General features: G+C 35.2%; 17 protein-coding genes. 12 read left to right on the forward strand and 5 right to left on the reverse strand.

The window, feature by feature from the left end; genetic code table 11:
• Positions 1–219: 219 nt before the first annotated feature.
• Entirely contained in the window at positions 220–1,815 is a 1,596-nt protein-coding gene (locus tag IPK14_06845; protein MBK7993139.1) for a serine/threonine protein kinase, read from the forward strand.
• Positions 1,816–1,940: 125 nt separating this feature from the next.
• Here the strand turns inward: IPK14_06845 and IPK14_06850 are convergent, their stop codons facing one another.
• Genes IPK14_06850 through IPK14_06860 form a run of 3 tightly spaced genes read right to left on the reverse strand, consistent with a single transcriptional unit; the run spans position 1,941 to position 4,825 of the window.
• Positions 1,941–2,600 carry a ThiF family adenylyltransferase gene (locus tag IPK14_06850; GenBank protein MBK7993140.1) on the reverse strand — a complete coding sequence of 220 codons (660 nt, stop codon included), beginning with the start codon at positions 2,598–2,600 and terminating at the stop codon, positions 1,941–1,943.
• Between the two features lie 3 nt (positions 2,601–2,603).
• On the reverse strand, positions 2,604–3,071 hold the full coding sequence (locus IPK14_06855; protein ID MBK7993141.1) for a hypothetical protein: 468 nt from the start codon (positions 3,069–3,071) through the stop codon (positions 2,604–2,606).
• Positions 3,072–3,073: 2 nt separating this feature from the next.
• Positions 3,074–4,825 carry a VWA domain-containing protein gene (locus IPK14_06860; protein MBK7993142.1) on the reverse strand — a complete coding sequence of 584 codons (1,752 nt, stop codon included), beginning with the start codon at positions 4,823–4,825 and terminating at the stop codon, positions 3,074–3,076.
• A 244-nt stretch (positions 4,826–5,069) separates the two neighbouring features.
• On the opposite strand from IPK14_06860, the gene IPK14_06865 reads away from it, so the two are divergent.
• The 3 genes from IPK14_06865 to IPK14_06875 are packed head-to-tail and all read left to right on the forward strand — an operon-like array spanning position 5,070 to position 8,861.
• On the forward strand, positions 5,070–6,515 hold the full coding sequence (locus IPK14_06865; protein MBK7993143.1) for a menaquinone biosynthesis decarboxylase: 1,446 nt from the start codon (positions 5,070–5,072) through the stop codon (positions 6,513–6,515).
• Between the two features lie 4 nt (positions 6,516–6,519).
• Positions 6,520–7,470, forward strand: coding sequence for a response regulator (locus tag IPK14_06870; GenBank protein MBK7993144.1), 951 nt, complete (start codon positions 6,520–6,522; stop codon positions 7,468–7,470).
• Positions 7,467–8,861, forward strand: coding sequence for an L-seryl-tRNA(Sec) selenium transferase (locus IPK14_06875; protein ID MBK7993145.1), 1,395 nt, complete (start codon positions 7,467–7,469; stop codon positions 8,859–8,861). Before IPK14_06870 ends, IPK14_06875 begins: the two co-directional genes overlap by 4 nt.
• Before the next feature lie 4 nt (positions 8,862–8,865).
• Here the strand turns inward: IPK14_06875 and IPK14_06880 are convergent, their stop codons facing one another.
• Complete coding sequence (locus IPK14_06880; GenBank protein MBK7993146.1) at positions 8,866–10,398, reverse strand: hypothetical protein; 1,533 nt, start codon at positions 10,396–10,398, stop codon at positions 8,866–8,868.
• Positions 10,399–10,534: 136 nt separating this feature from the next.
• Here IPK14_06880 and IPK14_06885 point away from each other — a divergent pair, with 136 nt between their 5' ends.
• The 8 genes from IPK14_06885 (at position 10,535) to asnS (ending at position 18,710) form a co-directional block, all read left to right on the forward strand.
• Positions 10,535–11,161: a hypothetical protein gene (locus tag IPK14_06885; protein ID MBK7993147.1), complete on the forward strand. Its 627-nt coding sequence runs from the start codon at positions 10,535–10,537 to the stop codon at positions 11,159–11,161.
• A 13-nt stretch (positions 11,162–11,174) separates the two neighbouring features.
• The gene (locus IPK14_06890) at positions 11,175–11,924 is read left to right on the forward strand and encodes an alpha/beta hydrolase (GenBank protein ID MBK7993148.1); all 750 of its coding nucleotides are present in this window, start codon (positions 11,175–11,177) and stop codon (positions 11,922–11,924) included.
• 595 nt (positions 11,925–12,519) lie between these two features.
• The gene (locus tag IPK14_06895) at positions 12,520–12,888 is read left to right on the forward strand and encodes a hypothetical protein (protein MBK7993149.1); all 369 of its coding nucleotides are present in this window, start codon (positions 12,520–12,522) and stop codon (positions 12,886–12,888) included.
• A gap of 130 nt (positions 12,889–13,018) precedes the next feature.
• Positions 13,019–13,807, forward strand: a complete 789-nt coding sequence (locus tag IPK14_06900; GenBank protein MBK7993150.1) for an SDR family NAD(P)-dependent oxidoreductase — start codon at positions 13,019–13,021, stop codon at positions 13,805–13,807.
• Positions 13,808–14,116: 309 nt separating this feature from the next.
• Positions 14,117–14,620: a translation initiation factor IF-3 gene (locus IPK14_06905; GenBank protein ID MBK7993151.1), complete on the forward strand. Its 504-nt coding sequence runs from the start codon at positions 14,117–14,119 to the stop codon at positions 14,618–14,620.
• Positions 14,621–14,723: 103 nt separating this feature from the next.
• Positions 14,724–16,217, forward strand: coding sequence for an SUMF1/EgtB/PvdO family nonheme iron enzyme (locus tag IPK14_06910; protein ID MBK7993152.1), 1,494 nt, complete (start codon positions 14,724–14,726; stop codon positions 16,215–16,217).
• 123 nt (positions 16,218–16,340) lie between these two features.
• On the forward strand, positions 16,341–17,378 hold the full coding sequence (locus tag IPK14_06915) for a phosphotransferase (protein ID MBK7993153.1): 1,038 nt from the start codon (positions 16,341–16,343) through the stop codon (positions 17,376–17,378).
• A gap of 33 nt (positions 17,379–17,411) precedes the next feature.
• Positions 17,412–18,710 (forward strand): asparagine--tRNA ligase, encoded by a 1,299-nt coding sequence (gene asnS, locus IPK14_06920; protein MBK7993154.1) that lies wholly within the window; start codon positions 17,412–17,414, stop codon positions 18,708–18,710.
• Between the two features lie 27 nt (positions 18,711–18,737).
• Here the strand turns inward: asnS and IPK14_06925 are convergent, their stop codons facing one another.
• Positions 18,738–20,420 (reverse strand): DEAD/DEAH box helicase, encoded by a 1,683-nt coding sequence (locus IPK14_06925; GenBank protein MBK7993155.1) that lies wholly within the window; start codon positions 20,418–20,420, stop codon positions 18,738–18,740.
• Between the last annotated feature and the right edge of the window lie 27 nt (positions 20,421–20,447).

Genomic DNA, 20,447 nt, shown 5'->3' on the forward strand with positions numbered 1-20,447 from the left:
CAATAATTTATTGAAAAAATGAGCTATTTATTTAATAAAATTTGTAGTATTTTCTAAGATTAAAACCGTCTTTAAACTGCTATAAAACATATTTTTAACTAAGGAAAATTTTTGGTTTTTAATCTTTAGTTTTTAAGAATGTATTTTTGGTTTTGCCAAGAAATTAACTTTGGTTATTTACTCTACAAGTTCATTGTTGTATTAATAACAAAAACTTTTATGAAAAAATGTCCTAAATGCCAACAAAAATTTGAACCAGGAATAGTTTTCTGTCCATCGGATGGAGAGCGTTTAACTAATGTTGAAGGAATAGTTAAAGAAGATCCATTAATTGGCGAAGTTATTGATAATAAATACTTGATTGAAATCAAAATAGCTAAAGGTGGGACAGCCTCTGTATATCGAGCTAGACATATTCAATTAGACTTGTTAGTTGCCTTAAAGGTAATGCACCCGCATTTAACAACAGATAAAACTGCTGTAGAACGGTTTCGACGGGAAGCCTTTGCAGCAATGCACATTCGTCATCCTAATGCTATTGCAATTTTAGATTTCTCTATATGCTCTGATGGTACAGTGTATGTTGTTACAGAGTTTCTTTCTGGTATTTCTTTAAGAGATCGTATTTTGCAAAACCATCAATTCTCCTTAAATGAAGCTAATGAAATTATCCAGCAGATTTGTGCTGCTGTAGCAATAGCACATAAAAGAGGTATTGTTCATCGGGACTTAAAACCAGATAATATTTTTCTTCATCAAGACCAAGGACAAGAAGTTGTTAAGGTTTTAGATTTTGGTATTGCTAAATTAGGTGCAGAACAACCATTAAATGATTTTTCTGGACGACTAACTAGACATGGTTATGTGCTTGGCACTCCACATTATATGTCGCCTGAACAATGCCAAGATAAAGAAGTAGATTCACGAACTGATATTTATGCTTTAGGTGTAGTGCTTTATGAAATGCTTACAGGGAAAGTTCCTTTTAATGCTAAAAATTATTCTGCAATTGTTTATCAAAAAGTTAAAGAAAACCCACCTCCAATGTATGAAATCCGGCCAGATATTCATCCATTAATTGATGCTGTAGTACGTCGGGCATTAGCAAAAAAACCTAGTGAACGCCCAGAATCTATGCTGGCTTTTGCTAGAGAACTAGAACTAGCCGTTAGAGCTATAACAGAAGATGAATTCCTAAATGTTTTTCAAAATGCAAGTGAACATGAATTAGAGGCAGCAATTTTACTGGCTGGAGAACCTGCAAGAAATATAACAGGACACTTAAGAAGCAATATTAACCTTACTAGTTTGGCAGGAATAAAAACTGTCAAAACCTCAGATCTAGAACAAGGTCTAATAGTAGAAATTACAAATAATGTAGTTGCTGATAATCAATCAAATGTTGGATTAGTAGACCCAAATATTAAAAAAGAAGAAATACCAGATTTTGAAGACAAATTAAAATTAGCTTTTGAAGATTTATCATCAGAGAAAACATTAAGTGATATTGCCGTAGAAGATGAATCCATAAGCCCTGCTGCTATAAGTGAATTAGCCGAACCTCCTGCTATATTAGATGAGTTGCCTGACTTACGTTATGATGAGCTTTTAGCTTTTACAGAAGATGCTATGACTTTACTTAATCAAGAAATGGCAAATTTAGCTAAAGAAATGGTTATGTTGCTTCAAATTGTGGTAGATGACTTAGGAAAAAATGCTCCTTTAGACAAAGTATTTTTTACTGAATTACGTAGTAGCGTAGATGCACTAAGAGCCGTCATGTATCATATGCAGCATTTTTATGATAGATCTTAGCTTAAGATCAAAATGCTATATTTTTTATGTTATGCTGTAATTATTACTCTGTAAACTAAGTAATCTTATATTCTTTAATCTTAAGCCCAAGTGGGGCGATAGATATGTAGCGTAGGGTTTCAACTCTACGTATTATTTGCTGTAAATAAATAGGGTTTAATAGCAAAATCACCTAGAGTAATTGTAAAGTTATTTTTATCGCCTTTATCAACAAAAGAAATTATTGTTTCACTTGCTAGTGCCACAGCAAGCATTACTAAATTTCTTGCTAATGGGTAATCACAAATATCATCCTGGTTTGGGGATGGGACTTTATAAACTTCATTCCAAATAACTTCTGCATAATCGCCAGCTAAACCAACGTGCAAACAGTTAATTTTAGCTTGCTCGCAGAAATCTTTTACCACTTGACGCGATGGGCTATTATCAAAAACATCAATTACTAGCCTGCTACCATTTAGTAATTTAGTGCAATTATTGGTAGTTAGCTCCTCTGCTCGGCCTTCTACTTTAACCAATAAGGCCCGATAAAGATTATTTGCTAAAGTTTTAGCCTTCTGCGTGCCAATATCTGAGCGATAAAAGGGTTGGGTAGAAAGATTTCGTTCCTCAACCCTATCACGGTCAATAACTTTTAATTGAGTAAAACCAACCCTTGCAAGAGTTTCGCAAAGGTTGGCTCCTAAGGCTCCAGCACCACAAATTGTAATTGGAAATTGCTGGAATTTTTCTATTGTTGTTTGACTGCGATAAAGCTGTTCATGAAAAAATTGTGCTGAAACCATAAATTATTTTTCTGTTTTTACCTTAAAATCAATAAGTTGTTCTGATGTGCTACCTCTACCATTGCCTAGATTTTCACTAGTAATTATCTGCAAAACATAATTACCTGCAACTAATTGTTTACCTAGTTGAAATGCTCCGTTAATTGGCACTGTATCAACACCTTCTGTTAGATCAACTATAATTTCTTTACCTGTAAAAATTTTCTTGTCATCTAAAAATAAATTAGCTTGATATTTTAATGTTGGTTTTGGATTGCCAACACTTCTAACATTATAAGCTTGGTAGGCAAATTTTAATATATCTCCAGCTTTAAATTCTCTAATTACAGATGTTAGCAATGAATTATGATTATCATCTGATTCTTTGCTCTCATTTATTTCTGCCACTTTATTTTTATCTGGAATAGAGCTTTTTTCACTACTAAGAATTATTCCTGAGGTGACTAATTGACCTATGCTGATGTTAGGCACTTCTACATATTGGCTAATAGAACCAAGTTTTTTAGAATTAACGTCACGAATTGCAACACGTAGTTGGTAGGCTCCAGCCTTTTTGTAGGCACATCTAAAAGATAAACAAATCCTTTATTTAGCATTTGTTCATAAGTTTCACCACGAGCTTTAATGTTATGTGTACGATTTACTTTGTCAACTATTTGACCATCCTCACCATAAGTTATAGCCAAAATATCAAAAGTGGCTTTATTAAAGTCTTCTTCTTTTACAAAGTTAAGTGCTTTAGTATCAATATGTAATACAGCACGGAAAAATTGCCCATTTTTATCTTGGCTATAAAGTGATATAAGTTTTAAGTCAATATCTGCTAGACCAAATGGAGAAAAAATAGCTTCTAGTAACTGATCGCTACGTGATGGAGTAAAAACAGATTCTACAGGCGCAGAATAAAAAGCTTTACGAGTGCGAACAGTAAATTTTTTATCTTTTAGTTTAATTTTTAATTTTCTTAATTCATTAGGCGTATTACTGGATTTTTCTGGAGAATACCCTATTAGGTAATAACCATTTTGATCTTCTAATGCACGCTTAATATTTAGGTTAATATCAACAGAAAAGTCTCCACCTGTAGCATCAGCTAAGATTCTTAATCCATCTTCACTTCTAAGAGAAATGCCTCTGCGCTCTTCTGATGAATTAGTAATATTACTTTGTAACTGTGAATTGCTGTTTTCAAAAGGGTTAGAAGTGCCAAGATTATCTGCTGCATTTAATCCAAAAAGTCGTGGGCCACGTGTGCTAATTGTATAAATTGATAATGCTGCTCGGTTTGCTTGATCAATTAATTCACCTAAAGCTTTTTGAACCAATGTATTATTAACACTATCTGGATTGCTACTTAAATCATTAAATACTGGGAAACCGTCTGATAAAAGTAAGATAGATTTACGACCAGGCAATGACTTTAAGTTTTGTACTACTAACCTAAGTGTGCCAAGTGAACCAACGGTTATAGATTGGTTTCGGGCATTTTCTATATCTGCAAATGGATTGCCTGCTTGACCTTGTGCTAAGTTAATACTAGGAGTTCTGACACTATTATTGCCGCGCCCAGTCCCATTGCCAATAAGTCCAGCAGGGCCAGCAGGGTCTTTTTGTGTAACAGGATCAAAGTTACTGGTTCCTGCACGCCCATATAAGTTAAATTTTAGCTGATCTATTGATGCTAATAACTGGGTTTTATCGTAGGTAAATTGTTGTAAGATACCATTGCCGCCACCAGTATAAATAATTGCAATTAAATCACCTTCCTGCATTTCTTTGTTAACAAAATCTTTTAATATAGATCGCACATAAGTAGTATTTTCAAAAGAAAGCCCCAAGTCATCTATTACAATGGCAATGGTTCGTCGTGCTTGGTTAAAGGAAAGTTGCGAAAGAGGAACCCTAAGATTTTTAGGCAGTGCTACTTGTGGATTAGTGTTTTTAACCGTAGGTTTGTCTTTTATTGATACATAGGAAAAATTAGTAATTTTTTGTGCTATACCGTCTTCTGATATTTCAAAATCTTCTGCTTTTAAGTCTGTGATTTGATTGCCTTTTTTATCTGTAACTACTACATCCATTTGTACTAAATCGGTGGTAATTTTGACTAATGGAGTGTTTTCATCTTGATCATTTGGTAAGACGGGAGGGTTTTGAGAAAACCCTAGTAATGTTATTGATAAAATTAAAGCGATTGTTAGAAAGAAAGTTTTTTTAGTTTTCATAAGCCAATTATCCCTATTATTTTAATTTATTTTTATTCTAATTTAGTTGAGCCTATGGATGTAATGGATAAAACTTAAGTTGTCTTTAATAATAAGCCAATAGAAACTATTAAGAAATACACAATTAACTATAACTATTTACTAATAAAGAAATTACTTAGGATTTTCTTCTTTTCCTTAAATTTCTCTCATCAACTTTTCTGGCTTCTATTCTCTATGTTATGCTAGCCATCGGGGGAATATTATGGCTTACGATGATATAAGAGATTTTATTAAAGCGTTAGAAAAAGCAGGTGAACTAAAACGAATTTCTTTAGAAGTTTCACCACTACTAGAAATTTCTGAAATAACCGACAGAGTTTGTAAAAAAGGTGGCCCAGCACTTTTATTTGAAAAGGTAAAAGGTCATCAAATGCCAGTGCTAATTAATGCTTTTGGCAGTCGCCGACGAATGGAAATAGCTTTAGAAGTTAGTGGTTATAAAGAAATAGCTGATCGAGTTACTGAATTACTAGATTTTAAGTCGCCACAAGGGTTTATTGAAAAAATAAAAATGCTACCTAAATTAGCCGAATTAGGGCGATTTTTTCCAAAAATAGTACGTTCTGGCCCTTGTAAAGAAGTAATACAAAAAGATAACTTTTCTTTATATGATTTACCTGTCCTGCAATGCTGGCCGAGCGATGGAGGCCGATTTATTACTTTACCAATGGTATTTTCACGTAATCCGCTGACAGGGAAACGTAATTGTGGAATGTATCGGATGCAGGTTTTAGATGAACGGACTACGGCTATGCACTGGCAATTACATAAACATGGTGCTAGCCATTTTCGTGAGCATAGCAAACGAAGCAGCCAACCAATGCCAGTTGCAGTAGCAATTGGAAGTGAGCCTATTACAACTTTTGCTGCTACCTTGCCTTTACCTGATGATTTAGATGAAATGTTGTTTGCTGGGTTTTTGCGTTCAAGTGCTGTAGAGATGGTTAAATGTGAAACTAATGATTTAGAAGTACCAGCATCAGCCGAAATTGTGCTAGAAGGCTATGTTGACCCAAATGATATGAGAATAGAAGGGCCTTTTGGCGACCACACCGGCTTTTATACCCCAAAAGAACTTTATCCAGCTTTTCATGTGACAGCAATAACTAGACGTAAAGACCCCATTTATTCAACTATAATTGTTGGTCGTCCACCAATGGAAGATTGCTATCTTGGGGAAGCAATTGAACATATCTTTTTGCCCCTTTTCCAACGCCAATTTCCTGAAGTTGTAGATATGCACATGCCTTTTGAAGGGGTATTTCATAATTTAATGATTGTTTCTATTCGCAAAGCTTACCCAGGACATGCTCGTAAGATAATGAGTGCTGTTTGGGGACTAGGCCAAGCAATGTTTACTAAGTGCATTATTGTAGTTGATGAGGGTGTTCCAGTACGTGATCCTAGTTATGTACTTTGGTATGTACTTAATAATATTGATCCTGAACGAGATATACAATTTACTATGGGCCCAATAGATGTACTTGACCATGCTTCTCGATTGCCTGCTTATGGTTCAAAAATGGGAATTGATGCTACTCGTAAATGGGCAGCAGAAGGTTTTACCAGAGACTGGCCCGAGCAACTAGAAATGAGCGAAGAAATTAAAAAATTAGTAGATTCTAAATGGGCAGATTTGAGGTTATAAAAAATTGGCAGACAAAATCTTAATTGTTGATGATAATGATGCAGTACGTAAAATGTTAGTAACTGCATTAAGTAAACACTATAATATTGTAGAAGCTGCATCGGGAGAACAAGCTTTAACAATTGCTGCTCAAGGTGATGTTCGACTAGTTTTATTAGATATTATGATGCCCGGTATGGATGGGCTAGAAACTTGCTTAAGGCTAAGACGTAATCCTCATAGCTGTCATTCAATTATTGTAATGCTTACGGCAAGAGATAAAGAAGATGATGTAGTTACTGGTTTAAAAATGGGAGCAGATGACTATTTGACCAAACCAGTTAACTTTTCAGAGCTAAAAGCTAGAATAGATAGTCATTTAAGACGACAATGGAGAGACTTACAAGCTAGCCCATTGACAGGTCTGCCTGGAAATCGTCAAATTCAACAAATCTTAACCACTAACTTAAAAGCAGGTGTTTCATTTGCAGTTATTTATGCAGATCTAAATAATTTTAAGGCTTACAATGACCGCTATGGTTTTGCTGCTGGGGATGAGATCCTAAATTATACTGCCAGTGTTTTAACTAATGCTGTACAAGAAAAAGGCAATCCTGACACAGACTTTGTAGGCCATATTGGAGGTGATGATTTTATTATTGTCACCTCTCAAGAAAGATGTGAAGCAATTTGTCAACTTTCTATTGAACGCTTTGACCATGAAATTAAAGATTTTTATGATGCTAAAGATTTGGCTCGTGGAGGTATAGAGGCAACTGACCGCCAAGGAAATCAAATACTTGCTCCAATACTTTCCATTGGTTTAGCTGTAGTAATTCACGAGGACAGTCGATTTTCTCACCCTGGACAAATTTCACAGGTTGCAGCAGAAGTTAAAAAATATGTTAAAAAGCATGAAAAAAGTGCTTATTTAATAGATCGCCGTGCTACTAAGCTAGAGGAAATATCTAAATGAGCAATTTGCTGCTACGAGAGATCAAATCTATTGACTACCTCTTAGATTTACCTACGTCACAGAAGTTAATCGCTATAAGTAGCCGGGATTTTGTGCGGGATACTCTAAGAATCTTACTTACAGATTTAAGAAAGGAAATCCTAGATAATCAATTACCTCAAGATAGTAACTTAATAGAAATTATAGAAAGTGAGTTGCCAGTTTATTGGCAGAGTTTAACTAATAACAGCTTAGAGTCCGTAATTAATGCTACAGGTACTTTACTACATACAAATTTAGGTCGTTCTCCTTTAGCAAACGAAGCGTTAGAGGAAATAAACAAAATTGCTAACAGTTATTGTAATTTAGAGTATGACTTGGTGACTGGAAAACGTGGACATCGAGATCAACATTGTGAAGAGTTATTAAAAACTCTACTTGGTTGTGAATCCGCAGTTGTAGTTAATAATAATGCTGCGGCAGTAATGCTAGTTTTAGATGAGCTTGCAAGCGGTGGGGAAGCAATTATTTCTCGTGGAGAGCTAATAGAAATAGGCGGAGCTTTTCGTATTCCTGATGTAATGAAAAAAAGTGGCGCAGTACTGCGCGAAGTTGGGACAACAAACCGGACTCGATTGTCAGATTATGAGGCTGCAATTAATGAAAATACTAAGGTTATTTTAAGGGTACATCCTAGTAATTATCGTATTAGCGGTTTTACAGAAAAACCTAGTCTATCAGAATTAGTTAAGCTATCAGAAAAACATAACTTAGTTTTAATTGAAGATCTTGGAAGTGGTTGCCTAGTGGATTTAACCCCTTATGGTGTTAAAGATGAGCCGACTGCCCAAGCATCTATCACAGCAGGCGTGCATGTAATAACTTTTAGCGGCGATAAAATGTTAGGTGGGCCGCAAGCAGGAATTATTGCTGGTAAAAAAGCCTATATTTCACGTATTCGCCGAAACCCATTACTTAGAGCTTTACGAGTCGATAAGCTTTGTTATGGGGCATTAGCTGCTACTTTAAGGCTTTATCAATTTGGCATAGCGTGGGACAAAATACCACTTCTACAAGCACTTAAGGCTACTGATAAAGAAATAATGACTCGTTCTAAAAACTTTTTGCGACGAGTAAAAAGAAAACTTCCCGCTACAACAACACTAAATTTTAGTTTGCAACCAGGTGGCTCATTAATGGGTGCTGGGTCTGCTCCAGAAGTGCTACTACCTACTACACTTATAGCTATTAAAGACACAAAATTATCAAGTTTAGAGTTAGCTAGTAAATTGCGAACTGCTAAAACACCAGTAATTGCTAGAATTGAAGAAGATAAATTGCTGTTAGATTTACGTAGTGTGTTGCCTAGAGATGAGCAATTATTAGAGGAAATAATAGTTAATTTAATATAAAAATTTACTGGACATCTAAGCCAAAGTTCCTAAGCTGTTCTACCATTGTTTGACAAACTTCTTGAAGTTTAGTACGAGTTACTAATAAATTAAGTGCTGTGTCCGTATCATGTTTTTTTCTAGCCATTTGACTGGCGGTTTCTAGTTCACCTTGGCAACGTTGGGCTTGTTCTAAAAAATAAACTGTTGCAGGGACGCTATATTGATGTTTTGTTTTTTTCTGCGACATTCCTTCTACAAAAATTACTGCACTTTCTTTTAATTCTGTTAGCAAAGCAATGGCACGACGCACTAACTCATATTGCTGTTTATGCTCAACGGCTACTAAATTACCTAAGGAAATTATTGCAATAACTTCCCAACTACTTAATAGCAATGTAGTTCGGCTAAGTTGTACTACTTCAGCAGATGAACGGCGAGAACGTTGAGACAAAATCTGTGCAAGGTCTTCTATTCGTGCAGTTAGCTGATTTTCCATCGCGCTAACATTTGCATAGTCAAGAACTGTAGAAATAGGGGTTAATTTAGAATCTCGTTCGGCAACTGGTCTAGGTGTGGGTTTTGGCTTTTCTGGCTCAGAGCTTTGAACTTGGCTAGTTGCTGCACGACTTTCTACTACTTCCATTGCATGACGTAACCATTGACCTACTTGGGCTAATTGTTGTAATCGTTGAAAGTTAGTTTGGTAATTTTCATTAAGCAAATCCTCTGCTTTTTCTGCCATTCGTTGAGCCGCTTCAACGTTTAATACTCCGTTTTCTCCTAGTTTTCCTATAGAAGTAATCCCAACACTAATTAAATAGTTTGATGTATCCACAATATATTTTCTTTCTGCCTTAAATAATTTAGAAAAACTACTATCTAATGTTTGATTAAGGTCATTGATAACTAAAAGTAGCTGTGGATTCCAATCAATACTACTAAAATGATTTTTTATTCTTCTTACTCTGACTAAGTATTCTCCCATAATTAATTGAGGAAAGGTTTTTAAGGAGTTAATTTCTATAATTAAAGCTTCTAGTTGTTGAATCGCTTCTGTTGCTGCATAGGTTAGTTGATAAAAATCAGGGAATAAATCTACTAAAACTTTGACTTGCTCTTCATCCTCTAGGTTTCTGCATAGCTCTGCTAGGGTTAATTCTAACTTTCCTCGGTCGTCTATTGAATCAGGGCGACGAGTAATTAAAAAGCGAGCTAGTGACATTAAATCTTCATGTGCTAGTAAGTTTTGTCTAATATATTGGCGTAGCCCATAAGGGGTTAAAGTAACGTTAGCTTGTTGCAACCATTGGTCATATTCTTGTAAATAACCTTCAACAGCGGTTAATTTAGCGTTTACAGTAAGTGGATCACCGCTATTAATTAAAGGTTTTAAGGTTTTTAATACACCAAAAATCTTAGTTTCTATAGTGTTTGTTCCAACAGTTACTATATGACCAAGTTTTGATAGAATATCTTGACCATTATGTAGTTGCTTAAAACGCAGAACTAAAGTTTTATATTGTTGATCTAAGGTTGAGTTTTGATTACTACTCATTAATTGATCCTGTATTAACTTGTTAGGAAAGGCATTTTAACAGGTTTTTTCTTGTTATTATAGTATTTCTATCCTAGATTTTTCTTAATGTCAGAGTATTATTAAGATTTTGTAAAGATTGAGGAATAAAATAGTTATGTCAGATGATTGGGCAAAAGAAATAGCAAATAAAATTCGTAAGAATCAGTCAAAAGAAGTTTCTGTTGAGCGAGCAAGTCAAATTGTTAAAGCGGCTGAAGATGCTCGTCAACAAGCAGCAGATATTTTATTTAAGCTATTTATAAATAAAGTAGATGCAGTTTGTAAGCAAATAGAAAAGGCTGAAGGTAAGGGAGGCGGATTGCTAGGATTTTTCCGCCGTCGCTCTTCATCAGATGTGCTTAGTTATGCTGTTAGCCCTGAACAAACTTTTCGTTTTCAAGTTCGTGAAGCTTATGGAACTAGACTAGAAATTGAATATAACCGGGATGGTCAACCTAGTTTAAGGGTCGATGTTGCTACTTATGAGTTAGTTAATGGTGACTATTTACCAATTTTTCGTGATTCTGGAGCTATAGCAGGTGCGCAAATTTGGCAGGAGAAAAAAAGCGAGCGTAAACACCCTGAACTTGTGGCAAGGCTTTTTTTAGTGCTTAGTGCTGCGGCTGTAGAAGAAAAATTAAAAATAAAAGATACTGTTAGATGGGTTTATGAGACTGATAATAAAGTATTTACTGATGAAGATGTGCAAAAATTAATTGAAAATCTAATTGCTTCTGCCTAAAAGGGTTAAGATTATGAAATATAAAATTTCTGGTAGCGGGCCACTGTTTATTTTTATTCCTGGACTAGATGGAACAGGAGAACTTTTTTATCGTCAAGAAGCAGAGCTTTCTAAAACGTTTACAGTTGTTAGTTGTTCTTTACGCACTTCTAGCAATTTTACTTACCAAGATTTAATAGATGATTTAGCAAAGTTAATTAATACCCTAGGGAAAAATCCAGCTATTTTATGTGGAGAATCCTTTGGCGGAACACTTTGTTTACAATTTGCCTTGGCTCATCCAAATTTACTAGAGAAATTACTTATTATTAATTCTTTTCCTTATTTTCGTAATCGTTCACTATTTTTTACAGGTCGTATTTTACTGGAATTTACCCCTTATGAATTTCTCCATCTAGGCCGCGCTGCTGCTGTTAATTTAGGGCTTTTAGGAGAAGATTTAGCCCCACCTGACAAAGAAAAATTTATATCCCTAACAACCAAACTTCCAAAACTGCCAATAGTAAGACGTATGGATTTAATTGCTGAATATGATATTCGTAATAGCTTAGGTAAAATTAATAGTCATACATTATTTTTAGCTGGACGAAAAGATCGACTTCAAAACTCTGTATTAGAAGCAGAATTTATGGCTAGTCAAATGCCGAATGCTAGAGTAAAAATACTAGAAAACGTTGGACATATTCCACTACCGTCTTATAAGTGTTCGCTTTTAGATATACTTACAGAAACAGACTTTTTACCAAGTTTACCAAATTACTAGATTATAGTTATAGAATTACTTAATTGACTTGCAATAGCATTATAAGCAATCCAAGCGGTACTAGCTGCTAATAATGCTCTTAGCAAATTAATTGTTTCTTCTGTAATAAAGCTTTTAAGCATATGAAAATTATAAAGAATCAAATATTTAGACCTTATAAATCTTAGCTTACCTTTTAACAACAAAAAAGTAATTTTGGGAACTAGTTGTATAATAAATAAACTAAATAAAATAAGTAATAATGCCAACAAAAATTAAAACAAATATCAAAATAATAAATTACAATTTAGTAACTTATATAATACAAAATACATATAATAAAAATAAGTAAAAATAAATAGATAAAATTTAGTAACTTATATAAGAATATCAAAAGAAAATACTATAAAAATAAGCTTTTAACCTAGGAATAAAGCTATTTTGAAAAGTAGGTTCAGTTTCTATATTTTTGTAAAATTTTCTAGATAAATGGCAAAAACATTAGCTTAAAATATCTAAACATAGTATAATTTAAATGAAGAAAGGAAGTGTAAAATTTGTTGGATTTTCTCTAATTCCTAATAGTCGTAATTTACCTTTTAGAAAGGAGGCTATTATGAGGAATCTAAATTTTGGAAAATGGCAATTATTAAGAAGTAAAATTGTAGGAATTCTTATTAGTTTTGTGCTTATTCTTACTACCCTAATAGCTTTTGTTCCAAATATCCAAGCTCAAAGAGATAGAGATAGAGATAGAGATGATAGACCTCGTTATGAACATCACGATCGTGATTATGCTAGAAGAGAATATGGAAGAGGTCAACGAGATGGTTTTGAAAAGGGTAGAGAAGATGCTCGTGAACGTAGACGTTTTGACCCAGGTGATTCAAGGCGTTTTAGAGAAGGCAGCCGACCCTATAGAGAAGGCTTTATGGATGGGTATAGAGATGGTTACAGATCCCATCAACATCATAGAAGATTCTAACTAGTAATATTCCTAGGTTTTTCTTAGTTTAAGTATAAGGGCAGGTTTAGTACCTGCCCTTTAATATTTGCCCTAATAAGTAAAAATCTATATCTTTATCTTTTACAAAATAAAAATTAAGGGGCAGTTTGTGACAAAAGCAGCAAATAAAGTAGTTTTAATTACAGGGGCATCTAGTGGGATTGGACTAGCCACAGCTAGAGTTTTTGCAAGTGCCGGTGCTAAAGTTATGTTAACAGCCAGACGAGAAGATAATTTGATAAAAGCTTGTGAAGAAATTCGTGCTAAAGGCGGACAAGCAGACTATTTTGTTGCTGATATTGCTAATGAATCTAATGTTAAAAGCTTAGTGGAACATATTATTAAATTACATAATAAAATTGATGTCCTAGTAAATAATGCTGGTTATGGGCATTTTCTCCCACTCAGTCAAACTTCTAGCGAAGATATGGAAAAAATCATGGCAACTAATTTTTTTGGCACCTTTTATGCTACTCAAGCTGTGCTGCCAATTATGCAAAAACAACTGTCAGGGTTAATAATAATGGTTTCTTCTGTTGCTGCTAAAAGGGTTTTTCGTACTTCTGGAGGAGCTTATAACACTAGTAAGTATGCTATGCAGGGCTATGCTGAAGCTTTAAGATTAGAGCTACTTGCTAGTCCAATAAAAGTTTCTATAGTTTGTCCTGTTGTTACTACAACAGAATTTTTTGATTTAGCAGAATCTCAAACAGGTAAAAAGGCTACTTTAACTGGGCCAGTACAAACAGCCGAACAGGTAGCAGAAGCAATTTTGTCGCTAATGGATAATCCAAAAGCTGAAATAGTTATGTTAAAATCTGCAAAACTACTTCTGGCAGTAAATGCTTTGTTTCCTGGCCTCGTAGATCAGTTTTTACATCGTTTTATGAATAAATAAATGGATAATACATAAATAATACTAAGCGAATATAGTTAAATAAGCATTTGTAAGCTTAAATTTTTATCATCTTAAAGACAATCTTAAACTAGGCGATTGTGCTAATAACAATAATTTGCTATTATTACGCTGAATATTGGTTTTCATGCCTATTTGATATCAAAAATCCCAAATTTTATTAACTATTTTGGTAAGCCAATTTCAAAATTGAAATTTGGTAAGACTTAAATCAATAACAAACTATGGAGGTGAACAATTAGCACTAATAATTTTCAAAAACGTCCTATTCGTACACAGGAAAAAACCCCACTGGTACGTATTAATCAACATATTCGCGTTCGTGAAGTTCGGGTAATTGACGATGATGGAGCGCAATTAGGTATTATGTCTCCGCAACAAGCCTTAGATATTGCAAAAGAAAAAGGCTTGGATCTAGTTGAAGTTGCTCCTCAAGCTCAACCGCCTGTATGTCGTATAATCAACTATGGTAAATGGCAATATGAGCAGAAGAAAAAAGCTCATGCTGCCAAGCAAAAACAAACTACAGTTACAGTTAAAGAAATAAAGTTTCGTCCTGCTACCGATGATCACGACTATGAATTTAAGAAAAATAACGCAGTTAGAATGCTTCAAGATGGTGATAAAGTGAAAGCTAGTGTGCGCTTTCGTGGTCGTGAAATTACTCACCGAGAGTTGGGTCAACAATTATTAGAGCGTTTAGAAATAGACCTTAGTCAATATGGAATTATTGAAGTACGTCCTAAGATGGAAGGTATGGTAATGTTTAGTATTTTTAGCCCTAAACGTAACTAATATTTAATCTAGTTTAAGAGAGAGCCTTAAAAGTGAGGCTCTCTTGCTGATAAATTATATTTTTCTATAAAAATAAATTTTCATAGGAGTGTGGCTCAAGCGTATGTCTTCACCATTAATTAAAATTTCTGATGAAAGTTGGTCGCTTGTTTGTTTATGTTGTAGTTGTGCGCAAGAAGTAAGAGATTTAATTAAAATGTCTATAGGGCCTGCTTTTGTTGAATATAACCACCGTTTTACTTGTCCTAATTGTCAAACTTATAACCAAATTATGCTTAGTCGGGATATGTTTGATAATGCTCAAGTGATGGTTTTTCAAGCCCCACCACCTGCACCAGGTGGACAAAATGCCCCACCTTTTGATCCAAATGAGTTTTCTCAATATTCACAAAATAATGAGGCCCCAGCAAAATCTCCTTTTTCCTTTGATTTTGATGCCGCAGCTAATAACCCTGCACCTACTACAGAATCTAATAACCCTACAGAAACTTATAAACATAGTAGGCCTTCTTTTGAAGCAGCTACAGAAATTAAACCTCCTGCTCCTAGTATTACACCAGCATCAAGACCAGTAATTATTCCACCGCCACCAGCTAGAAAGCCTGATAACGCGCCTGATAACACCAGTTTAGACGATATATTTGGCAAAAAAGGGAAAAAAGGTAAAGCAGATAAAGAAGTGGCACCTGCGGCTGAAGGTACAATCAAAATTTTTGGTAAAGATATCCCGCTTAATAATCAAACTAAATTAGCTGCCGGCGGAGGAGCATTAGTAATAGTTGTAGTTTTATACTTTTTTGTTTTTAGTGGCTCACCACCACCTCAAACAGCCAACGCCACACCTAGCCCTAGCCCTTCAGCTAGCCCTAGCCCCAAAGGTGGAAAAACAGCTAGCCCAACACCTGTTATCCCAGATTTGCCAAAATATCCTATTGTAGAAGCAAAAATGGTAGAAATCCCGGCTGGAGAGTATGCAATTGGAAGTGGTCAAGGAACAGACAAAGAAAGACCAGAACATAAAGTAGAAGTAAAAGCATTTTTAATAGATAACCGAGAAGTAACAAAAGAAGAATATGCAAAATTTGTTAAAGAGGCGAAATATAAAGCCCCTGCTACATGGAACAATGGTAATTACTTAGGTAATGGACAAGAGCCTATTACAGATGTTACTTTAGAAGATGCAAAAGCTTATGCAAAATGGGCAGGAAAACGCCTCCCTACAGAAATTGAATGGGAAGTTGCGGCTGGAGGTAAAGACCATACTATCTATCCTTGGGGAAATGATTGGGATGTGACAAAAGCTAATACTAAAGAAGCTACACAAGATGGGCCAAAACCCGCAGGTGCTTTTATGAAAGGTGTTAACCCATTTGGGCTATATGATATGGCTGGCAATGTTTGGGAATGGACAGACTCTGTTCCACAACCTTATCCAAATTCTTCTTTTAAGGTTGATGATGCTCAAAGCTATAGAGTAATTCGCGGAGGTGCATACAAAGAAGGAAAAGCAGTAGCTACAACATTTGCTCGTAATTGGATTGACCCTTCTCGCTCAGATGGTTCTTTAGGTTTTCGCTGTGCTAAGGATAAAGAATAATAAAGAACAAAAAACATTGTTATTATCATACTTTAAGCCGCTGGGCTTATAGGTTTATAAGATAAATTTGATCTGATATTATTAGCCTGCTGTTTGTCCAAGTACAAAAGTAGGATAGAAAGAATGCCTAATGATCGAATTGGTAGCTTAAAAACAGAAGTTTTTGCACTTAACACCACGGATAGATTAAAAAATTATTTTGAATTTGAAGAAAAAAATCCTGTTATTGATAAAATTATAAAACTAGCTGGAGATGCTTCAACTCGGCAATATTTCCGTATTTTTTGTAATGACACAAGCTTTATTGTAGCACTTTATCCAGAGAGTTTTAACGCTTTAACTCACCCATTTTGTGATGTAACAAAGATTTTTTTTACTGCTAAATTACCTGTACCAAAAATAATTTCTGTTTCTGCTAAATATGGTTTGATGCTTTTAGAAGATCTTGGAGACTTACGCCTACAAGATTGGCTGACAAATGCTAGCCCAACAGAGCAAAAGGCAGCCTATCAAGAAGCCATTGAACTAATATTAGCTATCCAAAGTGCTACTGAACTTGCGATAAAAGAAAATTCTATTTCCTCACAACTAGCTTTTGATGAAGCTAAACTAGCTTGGGAGCTAGACTTTTTCTATAAACACTATTTTCATAGTTATTTACACATAGAACTTTCTGCTGAAAAGGAAAATTTATTAAAACTAGAATTAAGTGAAATTGCTAAAGAACTAGCTGAGCGTCCAAGGGTACTTTGTCATAGGGATTTTCATTCTAGGAATTTAATGTTTTATCAAGGTCGCCAATATATTATTGATCATCAAGATGCAAGAATGGGCCCGGCTACCTATGACCTAGCTTCATTACTACGTGATCCTTACGTAGAGCTAAACGAAGAGTTAATCCAAGAACTCTACCAATTTTTTATTGATAAAAAGCTATCTTCAGGTACTAGCAAGCAATGGGCAGAAGAAATTAAATTAGAATTTGAACTAATGACAGTGCAAAGAATTGTTAAAGCTATAGGAACTTATGCCTATCAAACAGCAGTAGTAAAAAATATGGTCTATCAACCTTATATTCCAAAGGCAATTGATACTGTTATAACTGCGGCTAATAGGCTTGGACGTTTTGCAAATTTATGTGAAGTATTAACAAAATATTAAACAAACTAATAAATATTGATTGAGGTAAAATCCGTGAAAGATCAAGTTTATATTTCTGATGTAGCTAAATATGTTGGACAAGAAATTACAATTAAAGGCTGGCTATATAATATTAGGTCAAGTGGTAAACTAATGTTTCCACAAATTCGTGATGGTTCGGGACTTATTCAAGGTGTAGTTTTTAAGAAAAATGTTTCTGAAGAAGTTTGGCAAGCTTGCAAAGAGCTAACCCAAGAATCAGCCATAATTGTTAAAGGCCAACCTCGAGCCGATGAACGCGCTCCGGGTGGCTATGAGTTAGATGTTAACGATGTCCAAGTTGTTCAAATAGCTGGAGAATATCCAATTACTCCTAAAGAACATGGAATAGAGTTTTTAATGGATCATCGCCATTTATGGCTTCGTTCGCGCCGCCAACACGCTATCTTAAAAGTACGGGCTGAAATAATTCGTGCAGTACGTGACTTTTTTGATGATCGAGATTTTACCCTGTGTGACACTCCAATTTTTACACCAGCCGCTTGCGAAGGTACAACTACTTTATTTGAATGTAATTATTTTGATGATGAAAAGGCTTATCTTACCCAATCAGGCCAACTTTATAATGAAGCTACGGCAATGGCATTTGGCAAGGTTTATTGTTTTGGGCCTACTTTTCGGGCAGAAAAGTCTAAAACACGTCGTCACTTAACAGAGTTTTGGATGGTCGAACCAGAAATAGCTTATGCAACTTTAGACGATGTAATGAGCCTAGCCGAAGATTTTCTAACTTCTATTGTTAGCCGAGTTTTAGATAAACGACGCGAAGAATTAAAGATTTTAGAAAGAGATATTTCAAAACTTGAATCTATAGCACCTCCTTTTCCACGTCTTCAATATGACGATGCAGCTAAAATGTTAAAAGAAGGTGGTTTAGCTTTTGAATATGGTGGCGACCTTGGCGCACCAGACGAAACATTTTTATCAGAAAAATATGATAAACCTCTTATGGTGCATCGCTATCCTGCAAAAGTAAAAGCTTTTTATATGGAGCCAGATGCTGATAGAGAAGACTTGTCATTAAGTGTTGATATACTTGCACCTGAAGGTTATGGAGAAATTATTGGCGGCGGCCAACGTATGACTTCACTGGAAAAATTACGTCAGCGTATTGCAGAACACGAATTGCCAGAGTCCGCCTTTGACTGGTATTTAGACCTTCGTAAATATGGAAGTGTCCCACATTCAGGTTTTGGTATGGGAATAGAGCGTTGTGTTACTTGGATTTGCGGAATTGAACACGTAAGAGAAACAATTCCATTTCCTAGAATGCTTTACAGACTTAAACCATAGTTTTAAGTTTTAAGTGATATAAAAGAACTATTCAACAATCTTAATTTGGTAGCTATACCCTTGTTCAGTTAAAAAAAGTTGTCGGTGACGTGCAAAATCCTCTTCACAAGTTCGCAGAGAAACAAGGGTATAGAATCTAGCATGTCGTCCATCTGCTTTTGGTCTTAGTATTCTTCCTAGTCTTTGGGCCTCTTCTTGGCGGGAACCATACTTTCCAGATATTTGTATTAAAACGTCTGCATCAGGTAGATCTAAAGCAAAATTACCTACACGAGACAGAATAATCCCTTTTAATTCTCCTCTACGAAAGGCTTGATAAAGATCTTCACGCTCAGATTGAGGTGTTTTTCCAGTTACTAGTGGGAGTTGTGTTTCTTTTGCTAAGGCTTCAAGTTGGGAAATAAACTCTCCTATTATCAAAATTTTAGTATTTTGTTGTTTTGTTTCAGAAGAAATTAAATCTTTTACTATCTGCATTTTGCGAGGGTTTTCTGCTGCAATTCGGAATTGTTGACGACGTGGAGCTAAAGCATAATCCATTTGTTGTTGTTTATCTTGGGAGATTCGGATTTCTGAGCAACTAGCTGTAGCTATAAATCCTGATTCTTCTAGCTCTCGCCAAGGCACATCATAGCGTTTAGGGCCAATTAAAGCAAAAACGTCCCCTTCTTTTCCATCTTCTCTAATTAATGTTGCTGTAAGTCCAAGTCTTCTACGTGCTTGTAACTCTGCTGTAATACGAAAGACGGGTGCAGGCAACAAATGTACCTCGTCATAAATAATTAATCCCCAAGAACGATTTTGAAATAAAGAAAAATGAGGAAAATCATCATTGCGGCTTGGCCTATAAGTTAAAATCTGATAGGTTGCTAAAGTTATTGGCCCTGTTTTTTTGCTTTCCCCGCTATATTCAGCAATCATATCAGCAGAAATATCTGTTTTATCAAGAAGTTCTCTTTTCCATTGATGAATAGATGTTTGACTAGTTGTTAATACTAGAGTGCTTTCTTGAACAGCAGTCATAGCAATCATTCCAACAATAGTTTTACCTGCTCCACAGGGCAAAACTATTACCCCACTACCTCCTTTGACACTTCCTGCTTGGTAAAAAGCTTTGGCTGCCTCTTTTTGATAATCACGAATAATAAATTCTACGCCTGAGTTTGTTAACTGACGTAACTTAATGGACATACTTTCGCCAGTAGTATAGCCAGCTATGTCTTCTGCCGGATAGCCAGCACCAAGCAAAGCTTGTTTAAGTACACCTCTAAATGCTGTATCAACTTGAAATGATGTTTCTGATAATTTTTTACCTAAAAAAGGAGCTATTTTTTCATCCCTGCTTAAAAGCTCTGTTAAAGGGTTATCCAGGATTTCTAGGACAAGATTTTCATTAGCACCTCGCTTAAGTATTGTAAGGCCATAACGTTTTCCAAGTTCCCTAATTTCTTGTATTACAGATTCAGGAACAGGAAACTTGGAATGGGTATGTAGTGCTTCTACTATATTATCAATAGGAAGCCCTGCTGCGCGGGCATTCCAAATACTTAAAGGTGTAACACGGTAAGTGTGAATATGTTCAGGACTTTTAATCAACTCGGCAAATGGTGCAATAGCTTCACGAGCGTTATCTGCTTTAGGTGAATAGACTTCTAGCAATATGGAAAGGTCGCTTTGAACTATCAAAGCATTTTCAGGCACGTAAGACAAAAATTTTGTCCTCCTTATTTAGAGGTT

The organism is Blastocatellia bacterium (genome assembly GCA_016713405.1).
Classification (GTDB): domain Bacteria; phylum Acidobacteriota; class Blastocatellia; order Chloracidobacteriales; family JADJPF01; genus JADJPF01.